The sequence below is a fragment of the Pedobacter sp. ok626 genome (assembly GCF_900100435.1).
Lineage (GTDB): Bacteria > Bacteroidota > Bacteroidia > Sphingobacteriales > Sphingobacteriaceae > Pedobacter.
Window position 1 is genome coordinate 214,079 of the sequence record NZ_FNEX01000007.1, and the last position, 20,440, is coordinate 234,518.

Sequence of the window (20,440 nt, forward strand, 5' to 3'; positions counted from 1 at the left end):
TTATATTTTATCATTAAAATCATGTTTAAACAATCCTAGCCACAAAACCATTTCCTTCATTGGCTATAATATACCAAGTTGAGTGTTTATATCCAGTCGGATTCCATTGGTCAAAATATTGCATTTTAATACAACATTTCACAAAAATGAACCGTCAGTTAATTTTATAGATAATTTTGTTATTCAAAGTTTTCTCAGGATATTTGAATTGAGGTTATAGCCCTGTACAAAAACCAAAAAGTCAAGCCAATGAACTAAAGAAATATAAACAACATATCAATTACTTCTTAAATGAGGTATTAATTTAAAGAGTCTCTCCTGCAGAATTACCACAAGTGCATGGGAAGGGACGATAGATTAATGCCCATAACAAATATTGTTGTACTTTTGAAGGTGCGCTATAGCGTTATGGGCTCTATCGTAATCCCGTTTCCAAGGCTGTGGTAAGCCATGCAGGGCGGTATTTAGAGCTTGCTATAGTCGCATCTTCGTTTTAGCCTCTTCTGTGGGTAAAACAGATCGTAAAGCCTCCTGCTCAAATCCCGTCCGGACTCCTATTATTAACTGTTTAACAAACAATAATATGGAACTCAAAGACGACGAAAACAATGAAATCCTTTATTTTATTCTGGAACCAAATGCCGAAACGGACATCCCCGTCCATGTAGTTTTTGATGATCCATTTGCCGCTAAAGCTTACTTCAACAGGTTTCGAACATTTAGCGATGCTCAGATTCTGGAATGCCGCCTTAACCCAGGTTTTTACACCGACATCACCAAGGACTGCTATTTTATCCAGCTAGAGAGAAACTCAAATGTACATACGATTTCTTTGGCTAATGATTTGCAAAGATCTGAACTGGCTATCAAAGGACATTACTTTTTTGAAGGAGACCAAATTTGCATTTATCTGATGGCGCAATGTGAAGAAGATGCCATAAAGGCGGCTCGTAAAATCCGAGATAAGGCTATTGCAAATAATGAATTTATAAACCACCCAACTTTAGGTAAAGTCTTGGGAATAGGCTAAAATGGAATGTCAGGTGTTCCAGCGCGCAGGTGCATCTGACATTCACTTATTCAACCTACTGAACCTAGTCATTAAAGCCCTTACCTTTTTTCTTAACGTTTACGATAAATATGATCTTGAATATTATATTTGAATAAGAATGGAAACAATAAAGGTAAACACCAGTCAGTATGTAGACATAGATTATCCTGTTGCAGGTCTGGGCGAGCGCATAGCAGCAAGATTGATCGATTTAGGCATATTCTTAGGTTTATATGTAATTTTCATACTCTTGGTTTTAGTTACCGGCCTTTCCGTAGGTATGGAAAGCACACCATACCTTATCATTGGCTTGGCTATCTTATATGGCGCAAGCTATGTTTTCTACAACTTGGTTTGCGAGATCTTTATGAACGGTCAGTGTGTAGGAAAACGCTTAATGAAAATAAAAGTGATTAGCTTGGATGGCAGTCAACCCAGCATAGGTCAGTATTTTATCCGATGGCTATTTCGCCTCGTTGACTTTGCGTTTACAGCACAGGTGGGTGGATTAATAGCTGTTGCAGTAACAAAGAACAAACAACGAATTGGAGATATTGTTGCCGGGACAACAGTCATCAAAACTGTTCCTCATACAAATATTAACCATATCGCTTTCCATCCTGTTGAAGAAGATTACATTCCCGTTTTTAATAATCTGACCCTGCTTACCGACCGAGATATAGAGTTGATACATGAAGTGATTTCCACCTATTATAAAACCCACAATACCGAGTTGATCTACACCATGTCGGCAAAAGTAGCGGCTCTGCTTGCTATCAGCATCCCGGCGGGCATGAATGAAATGGAGTTTTTAAAAACGGTTATTAAAGATTACAACCACCAAACGGCTATTGCCTTATAGTTATTTAAATACCTTTACCACCGCAGGCAACAAGCTTGCGACCCATTCGACATGCATTTTTGCAGAATAATGTAAGCCATCTGTAGCTACGAGTTCCTGATCAGAAAGCGCCCTTCTTGAAGCCGCCGTAATATCTGTATAACTAACACCCATAGCCAGCGTTTCCTCCTTATTGATCGCATTAAAGGCATCTATTTCAGCAGCAATAGTCTGCTGATCGCGACCGCTATTTAATCCATAAGGCGTAACACCCCAATCGGGGATAGACACGACAAATACATGTGCTTTATCACCATTAGCAAAGTCAAGGGCGGTTTGTAATAATTCCTTAAATTCCTTACGATAGGCACTTAAAGACTCTCCCCGATATTGATTATTTACCCCGATCAACAAAGTAACCAGATCAAACTTCTGTTTTAGTGCAGCTTCTTTTATCGCTGTCTGAAGCTCGCTGGTTGTCCAACCGGTTGTGGCAATAATGTGCGGTTGGCCGACATCCAGGCGCTCTTGATTTAGTTTCGCTGCCAACTGATAAGGAAAATTGCTTTCCATAGCTACGGATTCACCAATGGTATAAGAGTCGCCAAGCGCCAGATAAGATCTTTTATGTTCCGTCATGCTATTTACACTGTTTTTATCGCAGCCCAATATTACAACTATTGAAAGAATTATTACAGAGAATTTCATTAGAATATTTTCAGTTTTAAACAGACATGTAACTGTATATACGAGAAAAAAAGAGATCAGTATTGGCTGCTGCTCAATAGTAAAGTAGTATTGCTTATATATTGCCTCCATTATGCTTTAAACCTACTTTTCCATTGCTTGAGCAAAAGGATAGCAAAACAATAGCAAAAGGATTGCAAAAGGAAAGCAAAAGAAAGTACAGCGCTAACACTGTCTAAACAGGTAGCTACCTAATACAATGGTACCGGTAATTAAGTACATAGTTTTAATCAATATCGTATGATCTTTTTTTGAGAAATAATTAACCGGTATAACTACGATAAAGGTAAGAAGTAAGGGAATTGTTGCTGGGTACAAATGAAAGCTCTCATGCAAGTCACCCCTAAGCAAAGCCACAAATGAGCGCTGAAAACCACAGCCCGGACAGTCAATGCCGGTTAAAGCTTTAAATGGACAGCGCAGAAAAAAATTATCCGCCTGATCTAATAAAAAAGACCAGGCGGATAATAGATATATGTATAAAACAAACAATTAAGCGTTTGGAGTTTTTGGAGGTTGATTAAATGGGTCGTTTGAACCGAAAGGGTTATTTCCACCAAAAGGATTATTAAATCCATTTTGTGCTTCAGCAGCCGAAGGACCTAGGTATTTCGCATCGCCAAAACCTAAAATCGGGAAAAATACGATTGGCAATATCAGTAAACCTACAGTGAAACCTTCTGTTTTACCAAAACTTTTGCTTAGTAAATTTGTAAGCCATATACCAAAAACGACATTTACGCAAGGTATAAGCATCCACAATACCCAAATCGTAGGTTTTCCTACAATTTCTATCATAACAATTAGGTTATAAATTGGTATAATTGCTGCCCAACCAGGTTTCCCTGCTTTAACAAAAACTTTCCATAGTGAGGCATAGACCAGCACCATAACGGCAAGCCAAAAAATGACCATTCCGGCGCCAATGCCAGCTCCGGCGGCTGAGTACTCTGAGTTGTAATCCATAGTTAATAGTTTAAATGATTTAGTGTAAATATAACACTTGTTACAAAAAAACAAGCCTATGCTATTACCTTTTTTCGAGAATGTTTAGAAAAGTTCCATATTGAACAATGTAGAGATATGATATTTCAATCGATCCTTAACCTCTCCCACGTCAAGCGCGTACCCCAATTCCCGCTGCATTGAGGTTACATCCTTATCATCTATCCCACAGGGAACTATGTTTTTAAAGTAATCCAGATCCGCATTTACATTAAATGCAAAGCCATGCATAGTTACCCAGCGACTACAACGAACGCCCATTGCACAAATCTTGCGGGCGCGTTCATTATCGGCATCCAACCACACTCCAGTGAAACCCGGATAGCGACCTGCCAGAAGACCATAATCGGCCATCGTTAAAATAACAGCCTCCTCCAGTGTTCTTAAATATAAATGTATATCTGTAAAGAAATTATCCAGATCTAATATCGGGTAACCTACAATTTGTCCCGGTCCGTGATAAGTGATATCACCACCCCTGTTTATTTTATAATAAGTAGCTTCCTTAGCCAATAATGCTGCATCATCTAGTAACAGATTTTCAGGCTTACCACTCTTGCCCAGTGTATATACATGCGGATGTTCGCAAAAAATAAGATAATTAGGTGTTTCCAGTTGCGTATTATTGGTCCGGTTCTGGGTTTTCAAAGCTACAGTCTGGTCAAAAATAGCCTCTTGCCTACGCCATGCCTCCTGATAATCCACAAGGTCCCAATCTATAAATTCAACTTTCTTATTCATTTCGAAAAAATTAAGCTACCACATAGCCCAGCATGTAACCGTCAGTAGTTTTAAAATAATGAACTGTTAGTTCCTGTGTACCAACAGGTAAATCAACCAATGCGTTCAACTGGCCTTCATTTTTCAATTTAAAAGGCTTAATGTGGATGTCTTGCTTAAACTCCAATCCTTTCCTACCGTTCCACTTATAAATAGCTTCCTTGGCACACCAGCAAACATATAAGCCATCAATATTATCGCCCACATATTTCTGCGCAAGCTCAACGTCCGAAAGAAATTTATGCTTAATGCTTTTTATTTTATGCTTGATCAACTCGATATCTACGCCAACTTTCCTGGTTTTACCGATAATTACCGATGCATAATCATAAGAATGGCTTAGCGAAATATGATAGTCAAAGTCTGGAAGATATGGCTTCCCATGATCGTCCATTCTGCAATCAATATACTCATCTGTATTCAGCATAGTCCTGAGCAACACGCGGGTACTTAACCAGTGCAGCAGGCGCTTGCCATTATTTAAGGATGAAATGAAATCGAGTTCATGTTGTTTCAACTGTAACCCTGAGATCAGCTGTTCTTCGGTTTCCTCGATTTTCCAGACCGCCAGTATGGTGTCCTCGTCAATATTTTTATTAAAAACTACAGGCATCTCTATTTTAGACAACTTTGCAAAAGTATCTTAAATTAATCATAATTTCGTCCAAATACTATATAAAATGATCCTGTCTGACAAACGAATTCTCGAAGAAATAGAGAAGGGCACAATTATCATTGAGCCTTTTAAACCCGAAAGCCTTGGAACAAACTCCTACGATGTACATTTAGGTAAATATCTAGCTACCTATACAGACCGGATACTTGATGCAAAAAAACACAATAAAATTGAACATTTTGAAATCCCTAAGGATGGTTATGTATTGCATCCCGGCACTTTATACCTTGGTGTAACCCTGGAATATACCGAGACTCATGCCCATATCCCTTTTTTGGAAGGCAAATCGAGTACCGGAAGATTGGGTATTGACATCCATGCTACTGCAGGAAAAGGTGATGTTGGCTTTTGCAATACCTGGACGCTAGAAATCTCTTGCGCACAGCCTGTCCGCGTATACGCAGGCATGCCGATAGGTCAGCTGATTTACTTTGTGGTAGAGGGCGATATCCAGACGATGTACAACGCAAAAGAAAATGCTAAATACAATAATAAAACAACCAAACCGGTTGAAAGTATGATGTGGAAGAATAAGTTTTAGCCGCTGCGGCCTAAATTTTAATTGCTTAATAATTAGCCTCAATATTTGTATATTGAGGCTTTGTTATTTATGCTCAAAATATGAAATTTAAATTCGTCATCCCTGCTGTATTAGTGCTTGGAATCTGTTTTTCATTCGTCTATAAATTAGCCGACGATCCCTTTTCTGATTTGATTAAGCGCTTGCAGGAATATAATAAAAAATACGCACAGGAAAAAGTACACTTACATCTCGACAAACCCTACTACGCTATCGGCGATGACATCTGGCTAAAAGCATACGTCATCAACACCCTAACCTCCGAACCCAGTAACATTAGTAAGGCCTTATATGTTGAGCTGATCGATGAAAAAGACAAGATAAAAACCCAATTAAAACTTCCTATGAATGGTGGGATAACATGGGGAGACTTTAAACTTCCGGACACCTTAAGCGAAGGAAATTACCGCATAAGAGCCTACACACAATGGATGAGAAACGCAGGTTCTGAGTACTTTTTCGACAAAACCATAAAAATAGGGAACTCATGGGCTAACAAAGTTTTTACAAACACCGCCTATAGCTTTACCAAAGAAAACACAACCGAAAAGGTAAATGCGAAGATTAAGTTTACGGATAAAAATGGCCAACCCTATATCAACAACGATGTAACCTACGAAATACAGCTCAATGCCCGGAACATCACAAAAGGCAAAGCCACCACCAATAATGAAGGCGAAGTAAGTATCAATTTCTCCAACAACCAACCTGCCTTATATAAATCAGGTAAAATTATCGCTACAATCAACCTACCTAACAACCAAAAAATAGTAAAAAATATACCCATAACGGCAACATCCAATAACATCGATGTTCAGTTTTTTCCAGAGGGCGGTAACATCGTTGAAGCGCTGCCTAATAAAATTGCCATAAAAGCAGTAAACGCAGCTGGAAAGGGCGAAGATGTGAACGGTATAATTGTAGATAACGAAGGTACTGAAGTAAACAGATTTGAGACCCAGCACCTTGGCATGGGCAATTTCATCATTAACCCGCAGCCTGGTAAAATATACAGTGCAAAGGTCAAATTTAAAGATGGTTCAGAACAAACGCTTGCTTTGCCAAAAGCACAAAAAAGTGGTTATATTTTATCTTTAAATAACAATAGTCCAGACAAGATCATCGTTAAAATAATGATGAGCGAAGATTTGATGGGTACTAACGAATTGAAAATCGTAGCGCAGAACAGCGGAAACGTATACTTTGTAACCCGATCACCTTCACAAAAACAAATCATCACCGCCACTATCCCTAAAAAAGAACTTCCTTCGGGCATTGTACAATTTACTTTATTTAATGCGAGCAACAATCCAGTTTGCGAAAGGCTCGCTTTTGTAAACAATGTCGAAGATCGAATCAATACAACAATAGAAAATTTAAAACCAAGCTATACTAAAAGAGAAAAAGTAGACATTAACCTACTTACCCTCTTTAATGGCAAGCCCATACGAGGTAGCTTTTCGGTGGCTGTAACCAACACCGCAGCGGTAAAACCTGATCCCGAAAATGAAACCAACATTTTCACCAGCATGTTACTTACCTCAGACCTGAGTGGTTATGTTGAAGATCCTAACTATTATTTCCTTGATAAGGAAAATAAAACAGTACAAGACCTTGACAACTTAATGCTTACGCAAGGCTGGCGCAGGATATTATGGAAAAACATCATCAGTAATATTCCTCCTCCCGAAACTTTTAAACCCGAAAAATCTATTGGCATTAGTGGTACCATCACCAGCTATGGCGGCAAACCACTCCCAAATAGCAAGGTATCGCTATTCTCCTCTTCTGGCGGCTTTTTTGCCATTGACACTTTAACGGATGCACAGGGACACTTTAATTTCGACAACCTCGTGTTCACCGACAGCACCAAATTTATTGTACAAGGCAGGACAGCGAAAAACAAAAAGAGTGTAGACATTAAACTAGACATTGTACCGGGGCAAATTGTAACTAAAAACAAAAGCACCGGAGATCTGGAAGTAAACGTAAATGAAGCCTTACAAGGATACCTAAAACGCAGCAACAGCTACTTTGACGAGATGACTAAGCGTGGCTTGCTGGAACGAACCATTGTGCTGAGCGAAGTAAATATTGTGGAGAAAAAGAATCCTGCTCAGAATTCATCAAACCTAAATGGCGGAGGTCGTGCCGACTATGTGGTGACTGCCGATATGCTTCAAAATTGTGTTACCCTTGCACAATGTTTACAGGGTCGCGTTGCAGGCCTAATGTTTGAAGGTAGTGTGCCTTACCTGATGCGAAACATGTCTGCCGGTAAACGGCCGATGCAAATCATCCTGGACGGAATGAATGTAGACTCCGATTTTCTTGATAACATCCAGCCTTCTGATGTAGAAACCGTTGAGGTTTTAAAATCTATTGGAAATACGGCCATCTATGGCTCGCAAGGTGGTGGCGGTGTATTGATCATCACAACCAAAAGAGGCGGCGGTTCTACAAGTAACATCTTTGCCCCGGGAATCATCACTTATTCACCTAAAGGTTACCACATGACCAGAGAGTTTTACTCCCCGAAATATGATCCTGCAACACCTGATAACAGGCTGGATTTGCGCAGTACAGTTTACTGGCATCCGCATATTGTAACCAGTACCGAAGGCAAAGCGCCATTTAGCTTTTTCAATACAGATGAAGCTGGCACCTATAGGGTGGTTGTGGAAGGTATTGATATGATGGGCCATTTGGCTAGAGCCGTATACACTTATGAAGTAAAATAAACACCTATCAATGAATACGATTAAAGTTACCATTAAAGACCATTTAAGCCTGATTACTCTAGACAGAGGTAAATCCAATGCTCTAAACAGGGAAATGATTACAGAGCTAAATGATATACTGAACAATATTGCAACAGACCCAAATATAGCCGGAGTAATCATCACCGGAAAAGAACCTTTCTTTTCGGCCGGACTGGACCTTATCGAGTTATACAATTACAATGAAGCCGAAGCGGAATCCTTTTGGCACCTGTTTTTGAATTTTGTAGCCAACATTACTTCATTTAAAAAGCCTTTAGTGGCTGCTATAAATGGACATAGTCCTGCCGGTGGTTGCGTAATTGCACTAGCTTGTGATTACAGGGTTATGGCTGAGGGGAAATACATCATTGGTTTAAATGAAGTTCCGGTTGGGATTATTGTACCCAACAGCATATTTAACTTATATGCGTTCTGGATAGGAACGGCAAATGCATCGCGTAGCTTACTCGAAGGGAAACTATTTAGCCCCGAAGAAGCATTGCAGGTTGGTCTGGTAGACGAGCTGGTAAATCCGGCAAGCATCCTTACCGCTGCGGAGCGAAAGATTAGAAAATACATGGCCATGGAGCGCAACACCTGGGAACAAAGTAAACTTAGCATCAGAAAAGACCTGATTGCCAGCACCAGTGCTGATCAAGGCGAAGCGCTTGCGCTTATGTTGAAACAATGGTGGGCACCGGCTACCAGAAGTATACTAAAAACAATTATTGATAACCTGCAAAAGAAGTAAGCCATGTTTAACGAACCTATGTTAAGAGATGATGCCCTAAAAGGTAAAACTATTGTGATTACAGGCGGTGGTACTGGCCTTGGAAAGGCTATGGGTACTTATTTCCTTAAGCTAGGTGCCAACCTGGTAATTACCAGTCGCAAACTTGAGGTGCTACAAAAAACAGCAAAGGAGATGGAGCAGGAAACGGGTGGAAAGGTGCTTGCTCTGGCTTGCGATGTAAGGGAATATGAACAGGTAGAACATGTGCTTGCCGAAAGTATTAAAGCTTTTGGCAAGGTAGACAGTTTATTAAACAATGCTGCCGGCAACTTTATCTCTCCTACCGAACGTTTATCAGCCAATGCCTTTTCCAGCATCATTGATATCGTATTAAAAGGTTCGGTAAACTGTACGCTGGCTTTTGGTAAACATTGGATCAAGGAAAAACAATCCGCAAGCGTTTTAAATATTGTAACTACGTATGCTTTTACCGGATCGGCTTATGTTGTGCCTTCGGCTTGTGCAAAAGGTGGTGTACTGGCTATGACTCGCTCTTTAGCAGTCGAATGGGGCAAATATGGTATCCGTACCAATGCCATTGCACCAGGTCCATTTCCGACAAAAGGAGCTTGGGAAAGGCTATTGCCAGGTGATCTTGCAGAGAAGTTCGACTTTAAAAACCGGGTTCCTTTAAAACGCGTAGGCGATCATCAGGAACTAGCCAATCTGGCTGCATTCCTTGTTAGTGATTTCTCGGGCTATATCAACGGCGAGGTGATCACCATTGATGGTGGTGAATGGTTGCAAGGAGCTGGTCAGTTTAATGGCTTAGAGGCCATCCCTAACGAAATGTGGGATGCTTTTGAGCAAATGACCCGATCGGCTAAAGGAAGCTAAAGCTTACCAACTGAGTAAAGCACTTGCCCAGGTAAAGCCAGATCCAAAAGCGGCCAGACATACCAGGTCTCCATCTTTAATTTTACCTGATTCCCATGCCTCACAAAGCGCTATGGGCACCGAGGCGGCAGTGGTATTGCCATATTTTTGTATGTTATTAAACACCTTATCATCTGGCAGCCCCAGCAATTGCTGCACGTATTGGCTAATTCGTAAATTGGCTTGATGTGGCACTAACAAATCAATATCGGCGGCTGTTAAATCATTCGCTTTTAGTGCTTCATTAATCACCTCAGGGAATTTGACTACTGCTTTTTTAAATACCGCAGGCCCATCCATAAAAGGTAATGCCGCGCCACTTTCCAATTGTTCAGTTGTCATAAATAAGCCACCTAGCTCCTGATCAGGGTATCCAGGTTTATCTTTTAACCATTTATTAGCATTGGATCCAGGATAAAACATAGCCAATAATTCTGCATCGGCACCATCGCTATGCAAGTGTGTACTTAAAATCCCCTGACCTTCCTTTTGTGTCGGCTGTAATACTACAGCACCAGCACCATCCCCAAATATTACAGATACGTTGCGACTCCGTGTTTCAAAATCCATTGCAAATGAGTGTTTCTCGCTGCCCACCACCAATATATTCTTATACATACCAGTTTTAATGAACTGATCGGCAACCGATAAAGCATAGACAAACCCAGAGCATTGATTGCGAATATCCAGCGCGCCAACCTCCTTCATTTTCATTTCTCGTTGCAGCAAAACGCCGCATCCTGGGAAATAATAGTCAGGACTTAGCGTCGCAAAAATGATAAAATCAACATCTTGTGCAGTAATACCAGCCCGTTCGATAGCAATTTTAGCCGCTTCGATCCCCATAGTGGTGGTCGTTTCTCCGAGTCGATCTGCAAAGCGGCGCTCCTTAATTCCCGTACGTTCCTGTATCCATTCATCACTGGTTTCCATGAAACGCGATAAATCAGTATTGGTATAGACATTTTTGGGAACATAGTATCCTATCCCGGCAATCTTTGAACGCTGCATATTCCTTGGCTTTAAGAATAATTTTAAGCAAAATTTACTTTAACTACAACATTATTTTGAAATTAGCTTAAATTTGTACCATGTCAACAGAAACAAAAGAGGAAACATTTACACTGGAAGAAATACTTACTTCGTTAAAAACTGTTCATCGTTTAATACTTTGGAATGATGATGTAAATACTTTTGATCATGTCATTTACTGCATGATGAAATACCTAGACTACTCTGAAAGCCAGGCGGAAAAAATCGCATGGGAAGTACACAATAAAGGTAAGTGTGCCGTATTGGAAGGCTCGTTTACCGAAATGGAAGTTTACCGGAAAATTTTACAACAAGAAGGTCTGACCGTTACGGTAGATTAGCAAACAATACTGCCAGTTCTTCCTGCGTTGTTCTAGTCTTATCTTTGGCATACCAGCCATGAAGCTTTTCGGCAAGTGCCATCATATCGCTTTCCTGACTTTTCCAGCCGTCCAAAAGATCCTTTAATATTTGTGGTCTTGGGCCCCATTTGGCAACAACATTACCGTTATTATCCACTACCAATAATATAGGAATTGCTCTACCTCCATTGGTAAGATGCGCATCAATTAAAGGAAGATTGGTATCCCTAAGCACAAACCTCAAGTCGAACTTAGTCGGGAAAGTAGTTGCAATCTTATCAAATACAGGTACGATTTGCGCGGCATCACCACACCATCCTTCAGAAATCACCAGGAAACGATAATGACCTTGTACCTTGTTTAAAACACTGTACAAATCGGGATCAAGTTGAACCGTCTTGTCTACCCTGCTCATTCTCTGCACGTTCATTTTAGTATAATGTAACATTGCATCAGAATGATCAGTTCCAGTAGTTTTTTTAGCCACCAGAAGTTCATCTATCAAATTCCTATAAGCTAAATAGCTTAACCCCTCATTGTTAAAAATGTCGTTATAATTGACCATATACCTGTAATAAAATAGTTACTCCACGTTTTTTAAACCACGGCGTCATTTTTTTGTCCATATTTAGACACACACAAAAACTGAACCCTTTAATGATTACTTACTTCTACAAAGTTCTACTTTTAACGCTTGCCATTTGTACGCTCTCTGTAAAAATTAATGCACAAAGCCCCGGCGAAGGGAAAATTACCGCAAAGGTTGTTGATGCCCAAAGTAATGAGACCATTCCATTTGCCACTGCAATAGTCATCAACCGCAAAACCAAAGCAGTTGTAAAAGGTATGCAAGCCGATGTGAATGGAAACTTGCTGATCAACGCCCTGCCTAATGGCGTATTTACTTTTAAAGTGAGCTATGTGGGGTATCAAACTATGGTTAGAGACTCTGTTTCCATCTCGGATGCGCAAAACACCATCAACCTGGGTACTGTAAAAATGAAACCTGCCAAGGGAACTGCCCTAAAAGAAGTTGCCATTACCGCTCAAAAAAGCACCATGCAACTGGGCATAGACAAAAAAGTATTCTCTGTAGATCAGAGTTTGGTTAGCGAAGGTGGATCGGCCTCCGATCTGTTGCAAAACGTGCCTTCCGTACAATCCGACATTGATGGAAATATCAGTTTAAGAGGCTCTACTGGTGTAAAAGTATTGATCGATGGAAAGCCATCTATGATTGCCGGCGGTAATGTCGCTCAAATTCTGCAATCCCTGCCTGCCAGCTCTATCGAGAGTGTAGAATTAATCACCAACCCATCGGCAAAGTACGATGCTGAAGGGCAGTCTGGGATCATCAATATTGTGCTAAAGAAAAATAAGAAATTAGGTTTTAATGGCTCCGTTGCGCTTACCGCTGGTAACCGCGACAATTACAACGCAAATACCAGTTTAAGTTTTCAGAATAGCAGGGTAAATCTTTATGGAAACTACAGCTATCGCTATGGTAACCGATTGAGTAATGGATTTACCAACAACACATATGACACAGAAAATTTTCCTTACCCATATGCGTTTGTTAATCAAAACACTGATTCCAAATCAACAGACAAGGGGCATAACATAAAAGCTGGACTGGATTATTACCTGAGTCAAAAAGACATCCTTAGTTTTACCGGAGGTTTTAACCGAAGAGACAACAATCAAAATGAGTTTTTAAATATCAATAGACTAAACTCAGCTAAGGATCCAATTGAACTGAGCAAAAGAAAAAACATCAATGATGGCTCGGGTTATACCTACGACCTCGGTCTTGATTTTGTACATAAATTTAAAAAACCAAAAGAAGAGCTTACCTTCAATTTTAGCTACTCTAATGGAACAAATAACAATGACCAGAACTATACTACCGATATATACAATCAAAATGGTATACCAGTAAGCAACTTACCTCAAATACAGGTAAATAATGGGTCGGGCGACAACAGTAGCTATAATATACAAACAGACTATACCATCCCAGTAGGTAAGGCAGGCAAATTTGAAGCTGGTTATAGAAGCCAGATCCGTTATGCAGAGAATGATATGTTCTCGGCTAATTACAACGATGCCACTGGCGAATATGTACCAAATTACAATCTAACCAACAACTTTAACAGCAAAGATCAGGTTCACGCCTTATATGCAAACTTCCAAAACCAGTTTAAAAACTTTGGTTACCAGGTAGGCTTAAGAGCTGAAGATGCAACATTAGATACCCGTCTAGGCGCATTCAGCAACAATGGTGAGCTAAGCTATTCGCCAGGAAAGATCGCGTACAAACGCTTATACCCAAGTATTTTTTTAACTCAAAAATTTGAGAAAGAACAGCAATTACAATTGAGCTACTCCAGACGTGTAAACAGGCCGAGAGCCTGGGATACCAACCCTTTTGTGGATGTATCTGATCCAACAGTTCACCGTCAGGGTAATCCAAACTTAAAACCAGAGGACGTACATGCCTACGAATTGAGTTATAGCAAATTCTGGAAAAAGATCACCTTTATTTCTACTGCTTACATGCGCCAAACCAATGATGTTGTACAGAGAATCAGAACAACAGCCGGCGATGGAACTGTCACGGTTACCCCTCAAAACTTAACAAGTGAACTGTCTAGTGGATTAGAACTTATTGGTCGTTTTGATGTGCTTAAAGCATGGAACTTTACTAGTAATGTAAATTTATATCAAAAGGAAATTAAGGGAGCACCTGCTTTTGGTGTGCAAGAAAGTTCGGGTTTTAGTTGGAATGCCAACTTAACCAACAACTTTGTACTGCCTTACAACATTACCATGCAAATAAAAGGTGATTACCGCTCAAAAGAGGTAAATGCCCAAGGTAGGAGAAATGCAATGTATGCAGTTGATGCGGGTGCGAAGTACGACTTCAAGAACAAAAAATCATCGTTAAGCTTAAACGTGAGAGACGTATTTAATACCAGAAACTGGAGCATGACCAGTACTGCAAATGGTGTAACTACTGATTTTAGACGAAATATGGTGGGGCCTACGGCTAGTTTAACCTTCTCGTACCGTTTTGGTAAAAACGATTTTACTTTTAAGAAGAGTAAAAAACCTGACCAGGGCGAAACGCGCTCTGACGAAGAATCTTTCTAGGCATCCACCACAAGCATAACCAAACATTGAAAAAACTATTAACCCTCATTTTTTGCCTGCTGCTGTTGTTTATCGGTGTTGCTGATTTGTACGCAGCCGCCGACAAAGGCATAATTACCGGTAAGGTGGTGGAAGAGGTGGGTGCACTTCCCATCCCATCGGCCGTTGTTGCGGTTTATGAGGCCGATTCTGAGCGCCCATTTACTACCACATCTACAGATGAGAATGGCGTCTTTAAATTTAATGCCCTAAAGTACGCCACCTACAGAGTAAAAATCAGCTATGTTGGATTTACCGCTTTAACGGTTAATGAAGTGATCGTTACCGAAAAAAATGCGGAACGCAACCTGGGCACACTAAAACTAAGCAGCGAGCAGAACAATTTAAGCGAAGTAACCATAACGGCAGAAAAGCCGGTTATAGAGTTTGCAGCCGATATGATTACCTACAATGTAGATAAATCCATTTTGGCAGAAGGAAGCACGGCTACTGATATTCTTAAAAACGTACCGATGGTACAGGTTGATATTGACGGGAAAGCAACAATTGCAGGAAAGCGATCAACCCGGATTTTTATCGATGGGAAACCTTCGGATTACATGACTTCTAACATCGCTGATCTGCTAAATGTATTGCCTTCTGATGCGATTGAGAAGATAGAAGTAATGACAAATCCTCCAGCGAGGTATTCTGGTGATGGAGAGGGTATCATCAACATTGTGATGAAAAAAGGATTTGCAATTGGCTTTAATGGCAATGCTGGTATAACTGCCGGTCTGCAAGGAAACACCAATACAAATACCAATGCCTCTTACCGCAGTAAAAACTACTCACTAACAGGTAGTGCAGCTTACAGAAGCAATATCGGCAGAAGTACGTCTCACTCCTACCGCGAAAACTTTGACCTGATTAAAGACACAACTTTCTATTACGATAATTACGGTAATAGCAGAAGCAACAGCAATGGCGGAAACTTTAGAGCTGGACTCGACTGGGACATTACAACACAACAAAATCTTCGCGTAAGCACTAACTTTAACACCAACAGCACCAGCAGCAGGTCGGGTACCGATTTTAATTTCTTAAGTGAGGAGTTGGTATTAAAGCGTGTCCGTAACCAATTGAGTACGGCTGATGGAGGTAACCATAGCTTGGTTTTCAATGCCGACTATAGTTTAAAGGGAAACGAAAATGGAGATAAGTTGACCATCGGTTTAACCTTTAACAATAATGTTAACGATAACCTCAGGTTATTGGATCAGCATTACAGTTTACCAGTTACTCTTAAGCCTTCATTACGCGAAAACACTGATGAAGTAAGTAACAATGGCCTTACTTTTAACCTGGATTACGACAGGCCGGTTTTTAAAAAGCGGGATCAGTTTGAAGCGGGACTGATGTACACCCAAAGGAAAAATGATAACGACATGTTGGTGCGGGATTTTAACTTCGCGACTCAGGAGTATCTAATTGCCGAAAAGTTAAGCAATCAGTTCCTTTACAATGAAAGGATCATTGCTGGATATACTTCCTACAGTTATAAAGTTAAGAGCATTGGTGTTAAAGCAGGCCTTCGAGCCGAGCTAACAGATGTAGACTTCGACCTATCCACTGGCGACAGCTACAATATTAAACCCTACTTAAGTTTGTTCCCAAATATCTCCATCAACCATTTTTTCAAGAAAAGATATAACATTGGGGCTACTTATAGCGTACGGGTAAACAGGCCAAGGGAAAATACCCTAAATCCGCAGATCAATAACAACGATACACTTAACGTTTCGTTTGGTAACCCTGGACTGGTACCTGCTTATACGCAGCAAATGGATATTAGCTTTGGTGCATTTGGTGAGAAATGGTCTTTTACCCCCCGACTGTCTTACTCGACCAGTAGTGGTGTAATTGAACGTTACCGCACAGTAAATGTAGTAAACGGCGTAGCGACTTCCGAAACCACTTATTTCAACGTAGGTTCTAATGACATTTTTGGATTGATATTGATCGGAAACTACAGGCCAAGTAAAAAACTAACCGCCAACGCTAATTTTACGCTCACACAGAGCAAATACTCCTCTTCCCTAAACAGTGCGCTGAATAGAGATGGTTTGAGCATCAGAAGCGCCCTGGGGCTATCCATGCAACTCCCAATGCGAACAGCTTTTGAAGCTAATGTAAATTATGCCAACAATGCCAATGCGCAGGGCCGAACTAAGGCTTCTGTATCGAGTAGCATGGCCGCCAGAAAGAGTTTCCTTAAAAACAGACTCAGCGCAAGGATAACTGTGAGTGATCCTTTTGGCAAACGCAACAACACCTTGCTTAGTGAAGGGGTTAATTTCAAACTGCAAAGTTACTCGACCAGCAATACGAGCAATGTAACGATGAGTTTGAATTACCGCTTTACGAAAATTAAAAAAGTACCAACGCCACCTAAAGCCCAATAGCTCGCCTAAAATCAGAAATTCGTATATTGCGGCATGGAAGAGCGTAATCCCTGGATAACAATTGACAGCCATAAAATCTATGAAAACAACTGGATTGGCTTAACAGAACACAATGTAATCAACCCTTCGGGGGGTAAAGGTATATATGGCGAAGTGCATTTTAAAAATTATGCCATTGGCATTATGGTATTAGACCAAGACCATAACACCTGGTTGGTTGGACAATACCGATTCCCTTTAAAAGCATATAGTTGGGAGATCCCTGAAGGAGGTGGCCCACTCGAATCCGATCCATTAGAAAGCGCCCAACGCGAGTTACAGGAAGAAACGGGTCTTCTGGCAAATGACTGGATCGAATTGCAACGGATGCATTTATCTAATTCCGTAAGTAATGAATTAGGCATCATTTATATGGCTAGAGATTTAACCCAAGGTGAATCTTCACCAGAAGAAACGGAAGAACTGGTATTGCGTAAACTCCCATTTGATGAAGCTTACCAAATGGTCATCAATGGCGAAATTACTGACAGCATGAGCGTTGCCGCTATTTTAAAAACCAAAATATTGATCCTCGAAGGTCTGCTATAATATTTTTATCTACATTAATAACTATGAACAAGTTTCTAGGCTATATCTTCAGTCTACTATTTTATATCTTCTTTGGGTTAACATTGGTGATCTTCCAGCCCATTCAATGGATTTGCTATAAGTTCTTTGGCTATAAAGCACATAAAGCATCTGTTGACGCCCTAAATTTTTTCTTAACCTATTGTGGTCTGTTGATGGGCAGCTCTATTACCTTTATAAATCAACAAAACCTGCCTACGGATAGACCAATCATCTTTGTGGCCAATCACCAAAGCATGTACGATATTCCAGGCCTCATTTGGTTCCTAAGAAAATACCATGTAAAATTCATTTCTAAAATTGAGCTGACAAAAGGGATTCCTTCTATTTCTTTTAATCTAAAATATGGCGGAGGTGCAAATATCAACCGTAAAGATAGCAAGCAGGCCGTTTCTGAGCTGATCAAGCTAGGCCAAAGGATGAAGGAGAATAATTGGTCGGCCATGATATTTCCTGAAGGTACTCGTGCCAAAGACGGAAAATTGAAAGCTTTCCAGGTTGGTGGCATTGCTACGCTGTTAAAAAAGGTCCCGAATGCTTTAATTGTCCCAGTAGCTATTGAAAACTCATGGAAACTGGTACAGTATGGTGCCTATCCATTAAGTTTTGGTGAGAAATTAAGATGGACCGTATTGACTCCGATAGAACCGCTTAATAAAAATCCAGAAGAAATTGTACTTGAAGCAGAAAATGCTATCCGGGTTAAACTAAACCAGGTAAACTACAGCACGATTTAGATATTTTTATTGTCTATATGCTTAAAAAATTCGTCCCTATAGGTATCCCCTATTGGAATGGTTTTCCCGCATATAGAGATCCTACTGCGTTCGATACTCTCAATCTTGTCCAATGCAATGATGTAAGATTTATGAACCCTGATGAATTTCCCTTTAGGTAAGGTTTCTTCCATCTTTTTCATATTCTGCAAGGTGATTACACGTTCTGTTTTCGTGAATATGGAAATGTAATCCTTTAAGCCCTCAATGTAAAGTATATCATCCAATTCAATCTTTTGAATTTTATGCTCTGTCTTCACAAAGATAAAGTCTTGAATAGGATTAACCGGTTGCGGGGCCGGAACAATAGCCATTAACGGCTGTATGGTAGAATCGGGTGGACTGGCCACTTTTACCCGATTGTGCACCTTCTCTACCGCCTTATAAAAGCGATCGAATGCAATAGGTTTTAATAAGTAATCAGACACATTAAGGTCGTAACTCTCTAAGGCATACTGAGAATATGCAGTCGTTAAAATATAGTTGGCCTTTCCACTAGCAATCTTTAAAAACTGTATTCCAGTCAATTCAGGCATCTGAATATCTAAAAATACAATATCCACCCCACCCGCCTGCACCATTTGCAATGCTTCGATGGCATTTTCTGTACGTTTAACCAACTCCAGAAAAGGTACTTTAGAAACGTAATCCTCTATAATATCAAGCGCCAGCGGTTCATCATCAACAGCTATACATTTTAACTTTGTCATATATCAAGCATTAGTTCGGTGGAATAATGAGTTGCCGAATTTACAATATTTAATTTATACCTTTCAGGATAAAGTAACTGTAACCTGCGTTCCACATTGTTTAATCCCACACCACCCATTACATCTTTGTTATAGGTATTCTTCTTATTTGACACACTAAAATGTAAGATCTTCTGGTTGGCGATGATATTGATTCTGATGGGATCTTTAGGGTCGTTAGCTACTCCATGTTTAAATGCGTTCTCTACAAATGAGATCAGAATCAATGGCACCACTTGCTGATCGTCTATCTCTCCATTTAAAGTCAACTCAACCGCAGCCCCATCTTTAAATCTTAGTTTCTGTAATTCTATATAACTCTGCACATAGGTAATTTCTTTACTTAATGAAACCCAGCTATCGTTACTCTCGTAAATCATATAGCGCATAATTTCTGACAGCTTTAAAATGGCATCAGCCGTTTTATCAGATTTTTGATAGGCTAGAGAGTAAATGTTATTTAAAGAATTGAACAAGAAATGTGGGTTAAGCTGCGATTTTAAGAACTGTAGTTCCATATCACGTTTTTCACTTAACAGGTTGCGCTGCACACGTTCGCTACCAAACCAATCTATTGCAAACTTTAACAAGGCGCTGACTACAACAAAAAAACCGGAGACAAAAATGGCGAATACAATGTATTTAGTAATTTCGAAATATTCTATTTTACCGGATTCCTGGCTAAAATAAGTTAAAAAGAGATCGCTGTTTAAGCTTGCTACTACCGTCTTTATAATTACCATAATGGCTATAAGCATAAAGATGGAGAACATATAAAGTCCGTACTTCTTTTTCTGCTCCACCAATATGGGAATCAACAAAGTATAATTGATATAAAAAATAGAGAGGTTGATGATGGCAAAGTAACCAAACTTGACCATTACTTCATAGGAAGATGGCTTTTGATCGCCATTAAAAGTATCCCAGAGCAACACAGCCAATATAAGCAGCCAAAAAAATACGTGTACAGCTAAAGGACCTTTGTTTTTCATTTATACGGAGTAATAATTAATATCTAAGCTATCAAATTACACAAATCTAATTATTTTAAGACGGAGGCATTCGACGAACAGACATTTTTCTTCTACCAACTGGCACAAACAGGCCGATTAATAAGACAACGCCCCATTTCAGCCGTTTATCTAGTATAAAATACACTTGGTCTAAAATATTTTAGCAGCCTGTT

At 40.0% G+C, this 20,440-nt stretch carries 20 protein-coding genes; 11 read left to right on the forward strand and 9 right to left on the reverse strand.

Translation table 11 applies throughout. From position 1 onward, the window contains the following. Nucleotides 1-583: 583 nt before the first annotated feature. Both BLS35_RS12240 and BLS35_RS12245 read left to right on the forward strand, forming a co-directional pair. Complete coding sequence (locus BLS35_RS12240; RefSeq protein ID WP_090781308.1) at nucleotides 584-1,030, forward strand: hypothetical protein; 447 nt, start codon at nucleotides 584-586, stop codon at nucleotides 1,028-1,030. A gap of 139 nt (nucleotides 1,031-1,169) precedes the next feature. Continuing rightward, the gene (locus BLS35_RS12245) at nucleotides 1,170-1,913 is read left to right on the forward strand and encodes an RDD family protein (protein ID WP_090781310.1); all 744 of its coding nucleotides are present in this window, start codon (nucleotides 1,170-1,172) and stop codon (nucleotides 1,911-1,913) included. Here BLS35_RS12245 and BLS35_RS12250 read toward each other — a convergent pair whose 3' ends face one another. The 5 genes from BLS35_RS12250 to BLS35_RS12270 all read right to left on the reverse strand — a co-directional run bounded on the left by BLS35_RS12250 (nucleotide 1,914) and on the right by BLS35_RS12270 (nucleotide 5,037). Then, nucleotides 1,914-2,531, reverse strand: coding sequence for an SGNH/GDSL hydrolase family protein (locus BLS35_RS12250; RefSeq protein ID WP_254778853.1), 618 nt, complete (start codon nucleotides 2,529-2,531; stop codon nucleotides 1,914-1,916). It abuts the gene before it with no gap. A gap of 273 nt (nucleotides 2,532-2,804) precedes the next feature. Further along, nucleotides 2,805-3,131 carry a DUF2752 domain-containing protein gene (locus BLS35_RS28280; protein WP_090781312.1) on the reverse strand — a complete coding sequence of 109 codons (327 nt, stop codon included), beginning with the start codon at nucleotides 3,129-3,131 and terminating at the stop codon, nucleotides 2,805-2,807. Next, on the reverse strand, nucleotides 3,132-3,605 hold the full coding sequence (locus tag BLS35_RS12260; RefSeq protein ID WP_090781314.1) for a DUF5684 domain-containing protein: 474 nt from the start codon (nucleotides 3,603-3,605) through the stop codon (nucleotides 3,132-3,134). An 84-nt stretch (nucleotides 3,606-3,689) separates the two neighbouring features. After that, on the reverse strand, nucleotides 3,690-4,385 hold the full coding sequence (gene lipB / locus BLS35_RS12265) for a lipoyl(octanoyl) transferase LipB (protein WP_090781316.1): 696 nt from the start codon (nucleotides 4,383-4,385) through the stop codon (nucleotides 3,690-3,692). 10 nt (nucleotides 4,386-4,395) lie between these two features. Next, nucleotides 4,396-5,037, reverse strand: a complete 642-nt coding sequence (locus tag BLS35_RS12270) for a 4'-phosphopantetheinyl transferase family protein (RefSeq protein ID WP_090781318.1) — start codon at nucleotides 5,035-5,037, stop codon at nucleotides 4,396-4,398. 67 nt (nucleotides 5,038-5,104) lie between these two features. Here BLS35_RS12270 and dcd point away from each other — a divergent pair, with 67 nt between their 5' ends. The 4 genes from dcd (at nucleotide 5,105) to BLS35_RS12290 (ending at nucleotide 10,072) form a co-directional block, all read left to right on the forward strand. Then, the gene (dcd, locus tag BLS35_RS12275) at nucleotides 5,105-5,641 is read left to right on the forward strand and encodes a dCTP deaminase (protein ID WP_090781320.1); all 537 of its coding nucleotides are present in this window, start codon (nucleotides 5,105-5,107) and stop codon (nucleotides 5,639-5,641) included. An 80-nt stretch (nucleotides 5,642-5,721) separates the two neighbouring features. Beyond that, the gene (locus BLS35_RS12280) at nucleotides 5,722-8,421 is read left to right on the forward strand and encodes a carboxypeptidase-like regulatory domain-containing protein (protein ID WP_090781322.1); all 2,700 of its coding nucleotides are present in this window, start codon (nucleotides 5,722-5,724) and stop codon (nucleotides 8,419-8,421) included. A 10-nt stretch (nucleotides 8,422-8,431) separates the two neighbouring features. Then, a complete protein-coding gene (locus BLS35_RS12285; protein ID WP_090781324.1) occupies nucleotides 8,432-9,193 on the forward strand; it encodes an enoyl-CoA hydratase/isomerase family protein in 762 nt (253 codons plus the stop codon). A 3-nt stretch (nucleotides 9,194-9,196) separates the two neighbouring features. Continuing rightward, complete coding sequence (locus BLS35_RS12290; protein WP_090781326.1) at nucleotides 9,197-10,072, forward strand: SDR family oxidoreductase; 876 nt, start codon at nucleotides 9,197-9,199, stop codon at nucleotides 10,070-10,072. Nucleotides 10,073-10,075: 3 nt separating this feature from the next. Here BLS35_RS12290 and BLS35_RS12295 read toward each other — a convergent pair whose 3' ends face one another. Continuing rightward, nucleotides 10,076-11,122 (reverse strand): 3-oxoacyl-ACP synthase III family protein, encoded by a 1,047-nt coding sequence (locus BLS35_RS12295; protein ID WP_090781328.1) that lies wholly within the window; start codon nucleotides 11,120-11,122, stop codon nucleotides 10,076-10,078. 80 nt (nucleotides 11,123-11,202) lie between these two features. Between BLS35_RS12295 and BLS35_RS12300 the strand changes: the two genes are divergently transcribed. Further along, on the forward strand, nucleotides 11,203-11,484 hold the full coding sequence (locus BLS35_RS12300; RefSeq protein ID WP_090781330.1) for an ATP-dependent Clp protease adaptor ClpS: 282 nt from the start codon (nucleotides 11,203-11,205) through the stop codon (nucleotides 11,482-11,484). On the opposite strand, the gene BLS35_RS12305 is transcribed toward BLS35_RS12300, so the two are convergent. Then, on the reverse strand, nucleotides 11,471-12,070 hold the full coding sequence (locus BLS35_RS12305; RefSeq protein ID WP_090781332.1) for a thioredoxin family protein: 600 nt from the start codon (nucleotides 12,068-12,070) through the stop codon (nucleotides 11,471-11,473). The genes BLS35_RS12300 and BLS35_RS12305 overlap by 14 nt on opposite strands. Nucleotides 12,071-12,162: 92 nt before the next feature. Here BLS35_RS12305 and BLS35_RS12310 point away from each other — a divergent pair, with 92 nt between their 5' ends. From BLS35_RS12310 to BLS35_RS12325, 4 genes are read left to right on the forward strand one after another with little or no spacing between them, the layout of a single operon-like run. Then, entirely contained in the window at nucleotides 12,163-14,658 is a 2,496-nt protein-coding gene (locus BLS35_RS12310; protein WP_090781334.1) for a TonB-dependent receptor, read from the forward strand. Between the two features lie 26 nt (nucleotides 14,659-14,684). Next, nucleotides 14,685-17,102, forward strand: coding sequence for an outer membrane beta-barrel family protein (locus tag BLS35_RS12315; RefSeq protein ID WP_090781336.1), 2,418 nt, complete (start codon nucleotides 14,685-14,687; stop codon nucleotides 17,100-17,102). A 33-nt stretch (nucleotides 17,103-17,135) separates the two neighbouring features. Next, nucleotides 17,136-17,690 carry an NUDIX domain-containing protein gene (locus tag BLS35_RS12320; RefSeq protein WP_090781338.1) on the forward strand — a complete coding sequence of 185 codons (555 nt, stop codon included), beginning with the start codon at nucleotides 17,136-17,138 and terminating at the stop codon, nucleotides 17,688-17,690. A gap of 23 nt (nucleotides 17,691-17,713) precedes the next feature. Then, nucleotides 17,714-18,466: a lysophospholipid acyltransferase family protein gene (locus tag BLS35_RS12325; protein ID WP_090781340.1), complete on the forward strand. Its 753-nt coding sequence runs from the start codon at nucleotides 17,714-17,716 to the stop codon at nucleotides 18,464-18,466. Here BLS35_RS12325 and BLS35_RS12330 read toward each other — a convergent pair. Both BLS35_RS12330 and BLS35_RS12335 read right to left on the reverse strand, forming a co-directional pair. Continuing rightward, the gene (locus BLS35_RS12330; RefSeq protein ID WP_090781341.1) at nucleotides 18,463-19,215 is read right to left on the reverse strand and encodes a LytR/AlgR family response regulator transcription factor; all 753 of its coding nucleotides are present in this window, start codon (nucleotides 19,213-19,215) and stop codon (nucleotides 18,463-18,465) included. The two genes, BLS35_RS12325 and BLS35_RS12330, sit on opposite strands and share 4 nt — an antisense overlap. Further along, nucleotides 19,212-20,246 carry a sensor histidine kinase gene (locus tag BLS35_RS12335; RefSeq protein WP_090781343.1) on the reverse strand — a complete coding sequence of 345 codons (1,035 nt, stop codon included), beginning with the start codon at nucleotides 20,244-20,246 and terminating at the stop codon, nucleotides 19,212-19,214. Before BLS35_RS12335 ends, BLS35_RS12330 begins: the two co-directional genes overlap by 4 nt. Nucleotides 20,247-20,440: the final 194 nt, after the last annotated feature.

Coding starts and splice junctions, on each gene's coding strand:
- dcd (WP_090781320.1), top strand. CDS start 5,105: ATGATCCTGTCTGACAAACGAATTCTCGAAGAAATAGAGAAGGGCACA.
- BLS35_RS12330 (WP_090781341.1), bottom strand. CDS start 19,215: ATGACAAAGTTAAAATGTATAGCTGTTGATGATGAACCGCTGGCGCTT.
- BLS35_RS12280 (WP_090781322.1), top strand. CDS start 5,722: ATGAAATTTAAATTCGTCATCCCTGCTGTATTAGTGCTTGGAATCTGT.
- BLS35_RS12240 (WP_090781308.1), top strand. CDS start 584: ATGGAACTCAAAGACGACGAAAACAATGAAATCCTTTATTTTATTCTG.
- BLS35_RS12250 (WP_254778853.1), bottom strand. CDS start 2,531: ATGACGGAACATAAAAGATCTTATCTGGCGCTTGGCGACTCTTATACC.
- BLS35_RS12305 (WP_090781332.1), bottom strand. CDS start 12,070: ATGGTCAATTATAACGACATTTTTAACAATGAGGGGTTAAGCTATTTA.
- BLS35_RS12295 (WP_090781328.1), bottom strand. CDS start 11,122: ATGCAGCGTTCAAAGATTGCCGGGATAGGATACTATGTTCCCAAAAAT.
- BLS35_RS12310 (WP_090781334.1), top strand. CDS start 12,163: ATGATTACTTACTTCTACAAAGTTCTACTTTTAACGCTTGCCATTTGT.
- BLS35_RS12285 (WP_090781324.1), top strand. CDS start 8,432: ATGAATACGATTAAAGTTACCATTAAAGACCATTTAAGCCTGATTACT.
- lipB (WP_090781316.1), bottom strand. CDS start 4,385: ATGAATAAGAAAGTTGAATTTATAGATTGGGACCTTGTGGATTATCAG.
- BLS35_RS12325 (WP_090781340.1), top strand. CDS start 17,714: ATGAACAAGTTTCTAGGCTATATCTTCAGTCTACTATTTTATATCTTC.
- BLS35_RS12335 (WP_090781343.1), bottom strand. CDS start 20,246: ATGAAAAACAAAGGTCCTTTAGCTGTACACGTATTTTTTTGGCTGCTT.
- BLS35_RS12300 (WP_090781330.1), top strand. CDS start 11,203: ATGTCAACAGAAACAAAAGAGGAAACATTTACACTGGAAGAAATACTT.
- BLS35_RS12320 (WP_090781338.1), top strand. CDS start 17,136: ATGGAAGAGCGTAATCCCTGGATAACAATTGACAGCCATAAAATCTAT.
- BLS35_RS12270 (WP_090781318.1), bottom strand. CDS start 5,037: ATGCCTGTAGTTTTTAATAAAAATATTGACGAGGACACCATACTGGCG.
- BLS35_RS12290 (WP_090781326.1), top strand. CDS start 9,197: ATGTTTAACGAACCTATGTTAAGAGATGATGCCCTAAAAGGTAAAACT.
- BLS35_RS12260 (WP_090781314.1), bottom strand. CDS start 3,605: ATGGATTACAACTCAGAGTACTCAGCCGCCGGAGCTGGCATTGGCGCC.
- BLS35_RS12245 (WP_090781310.1), top strand. CDS start 1,170: ATGGAAACAATAAAGGTAAACACCAGTCAGTATGTAGACATAGATTAT.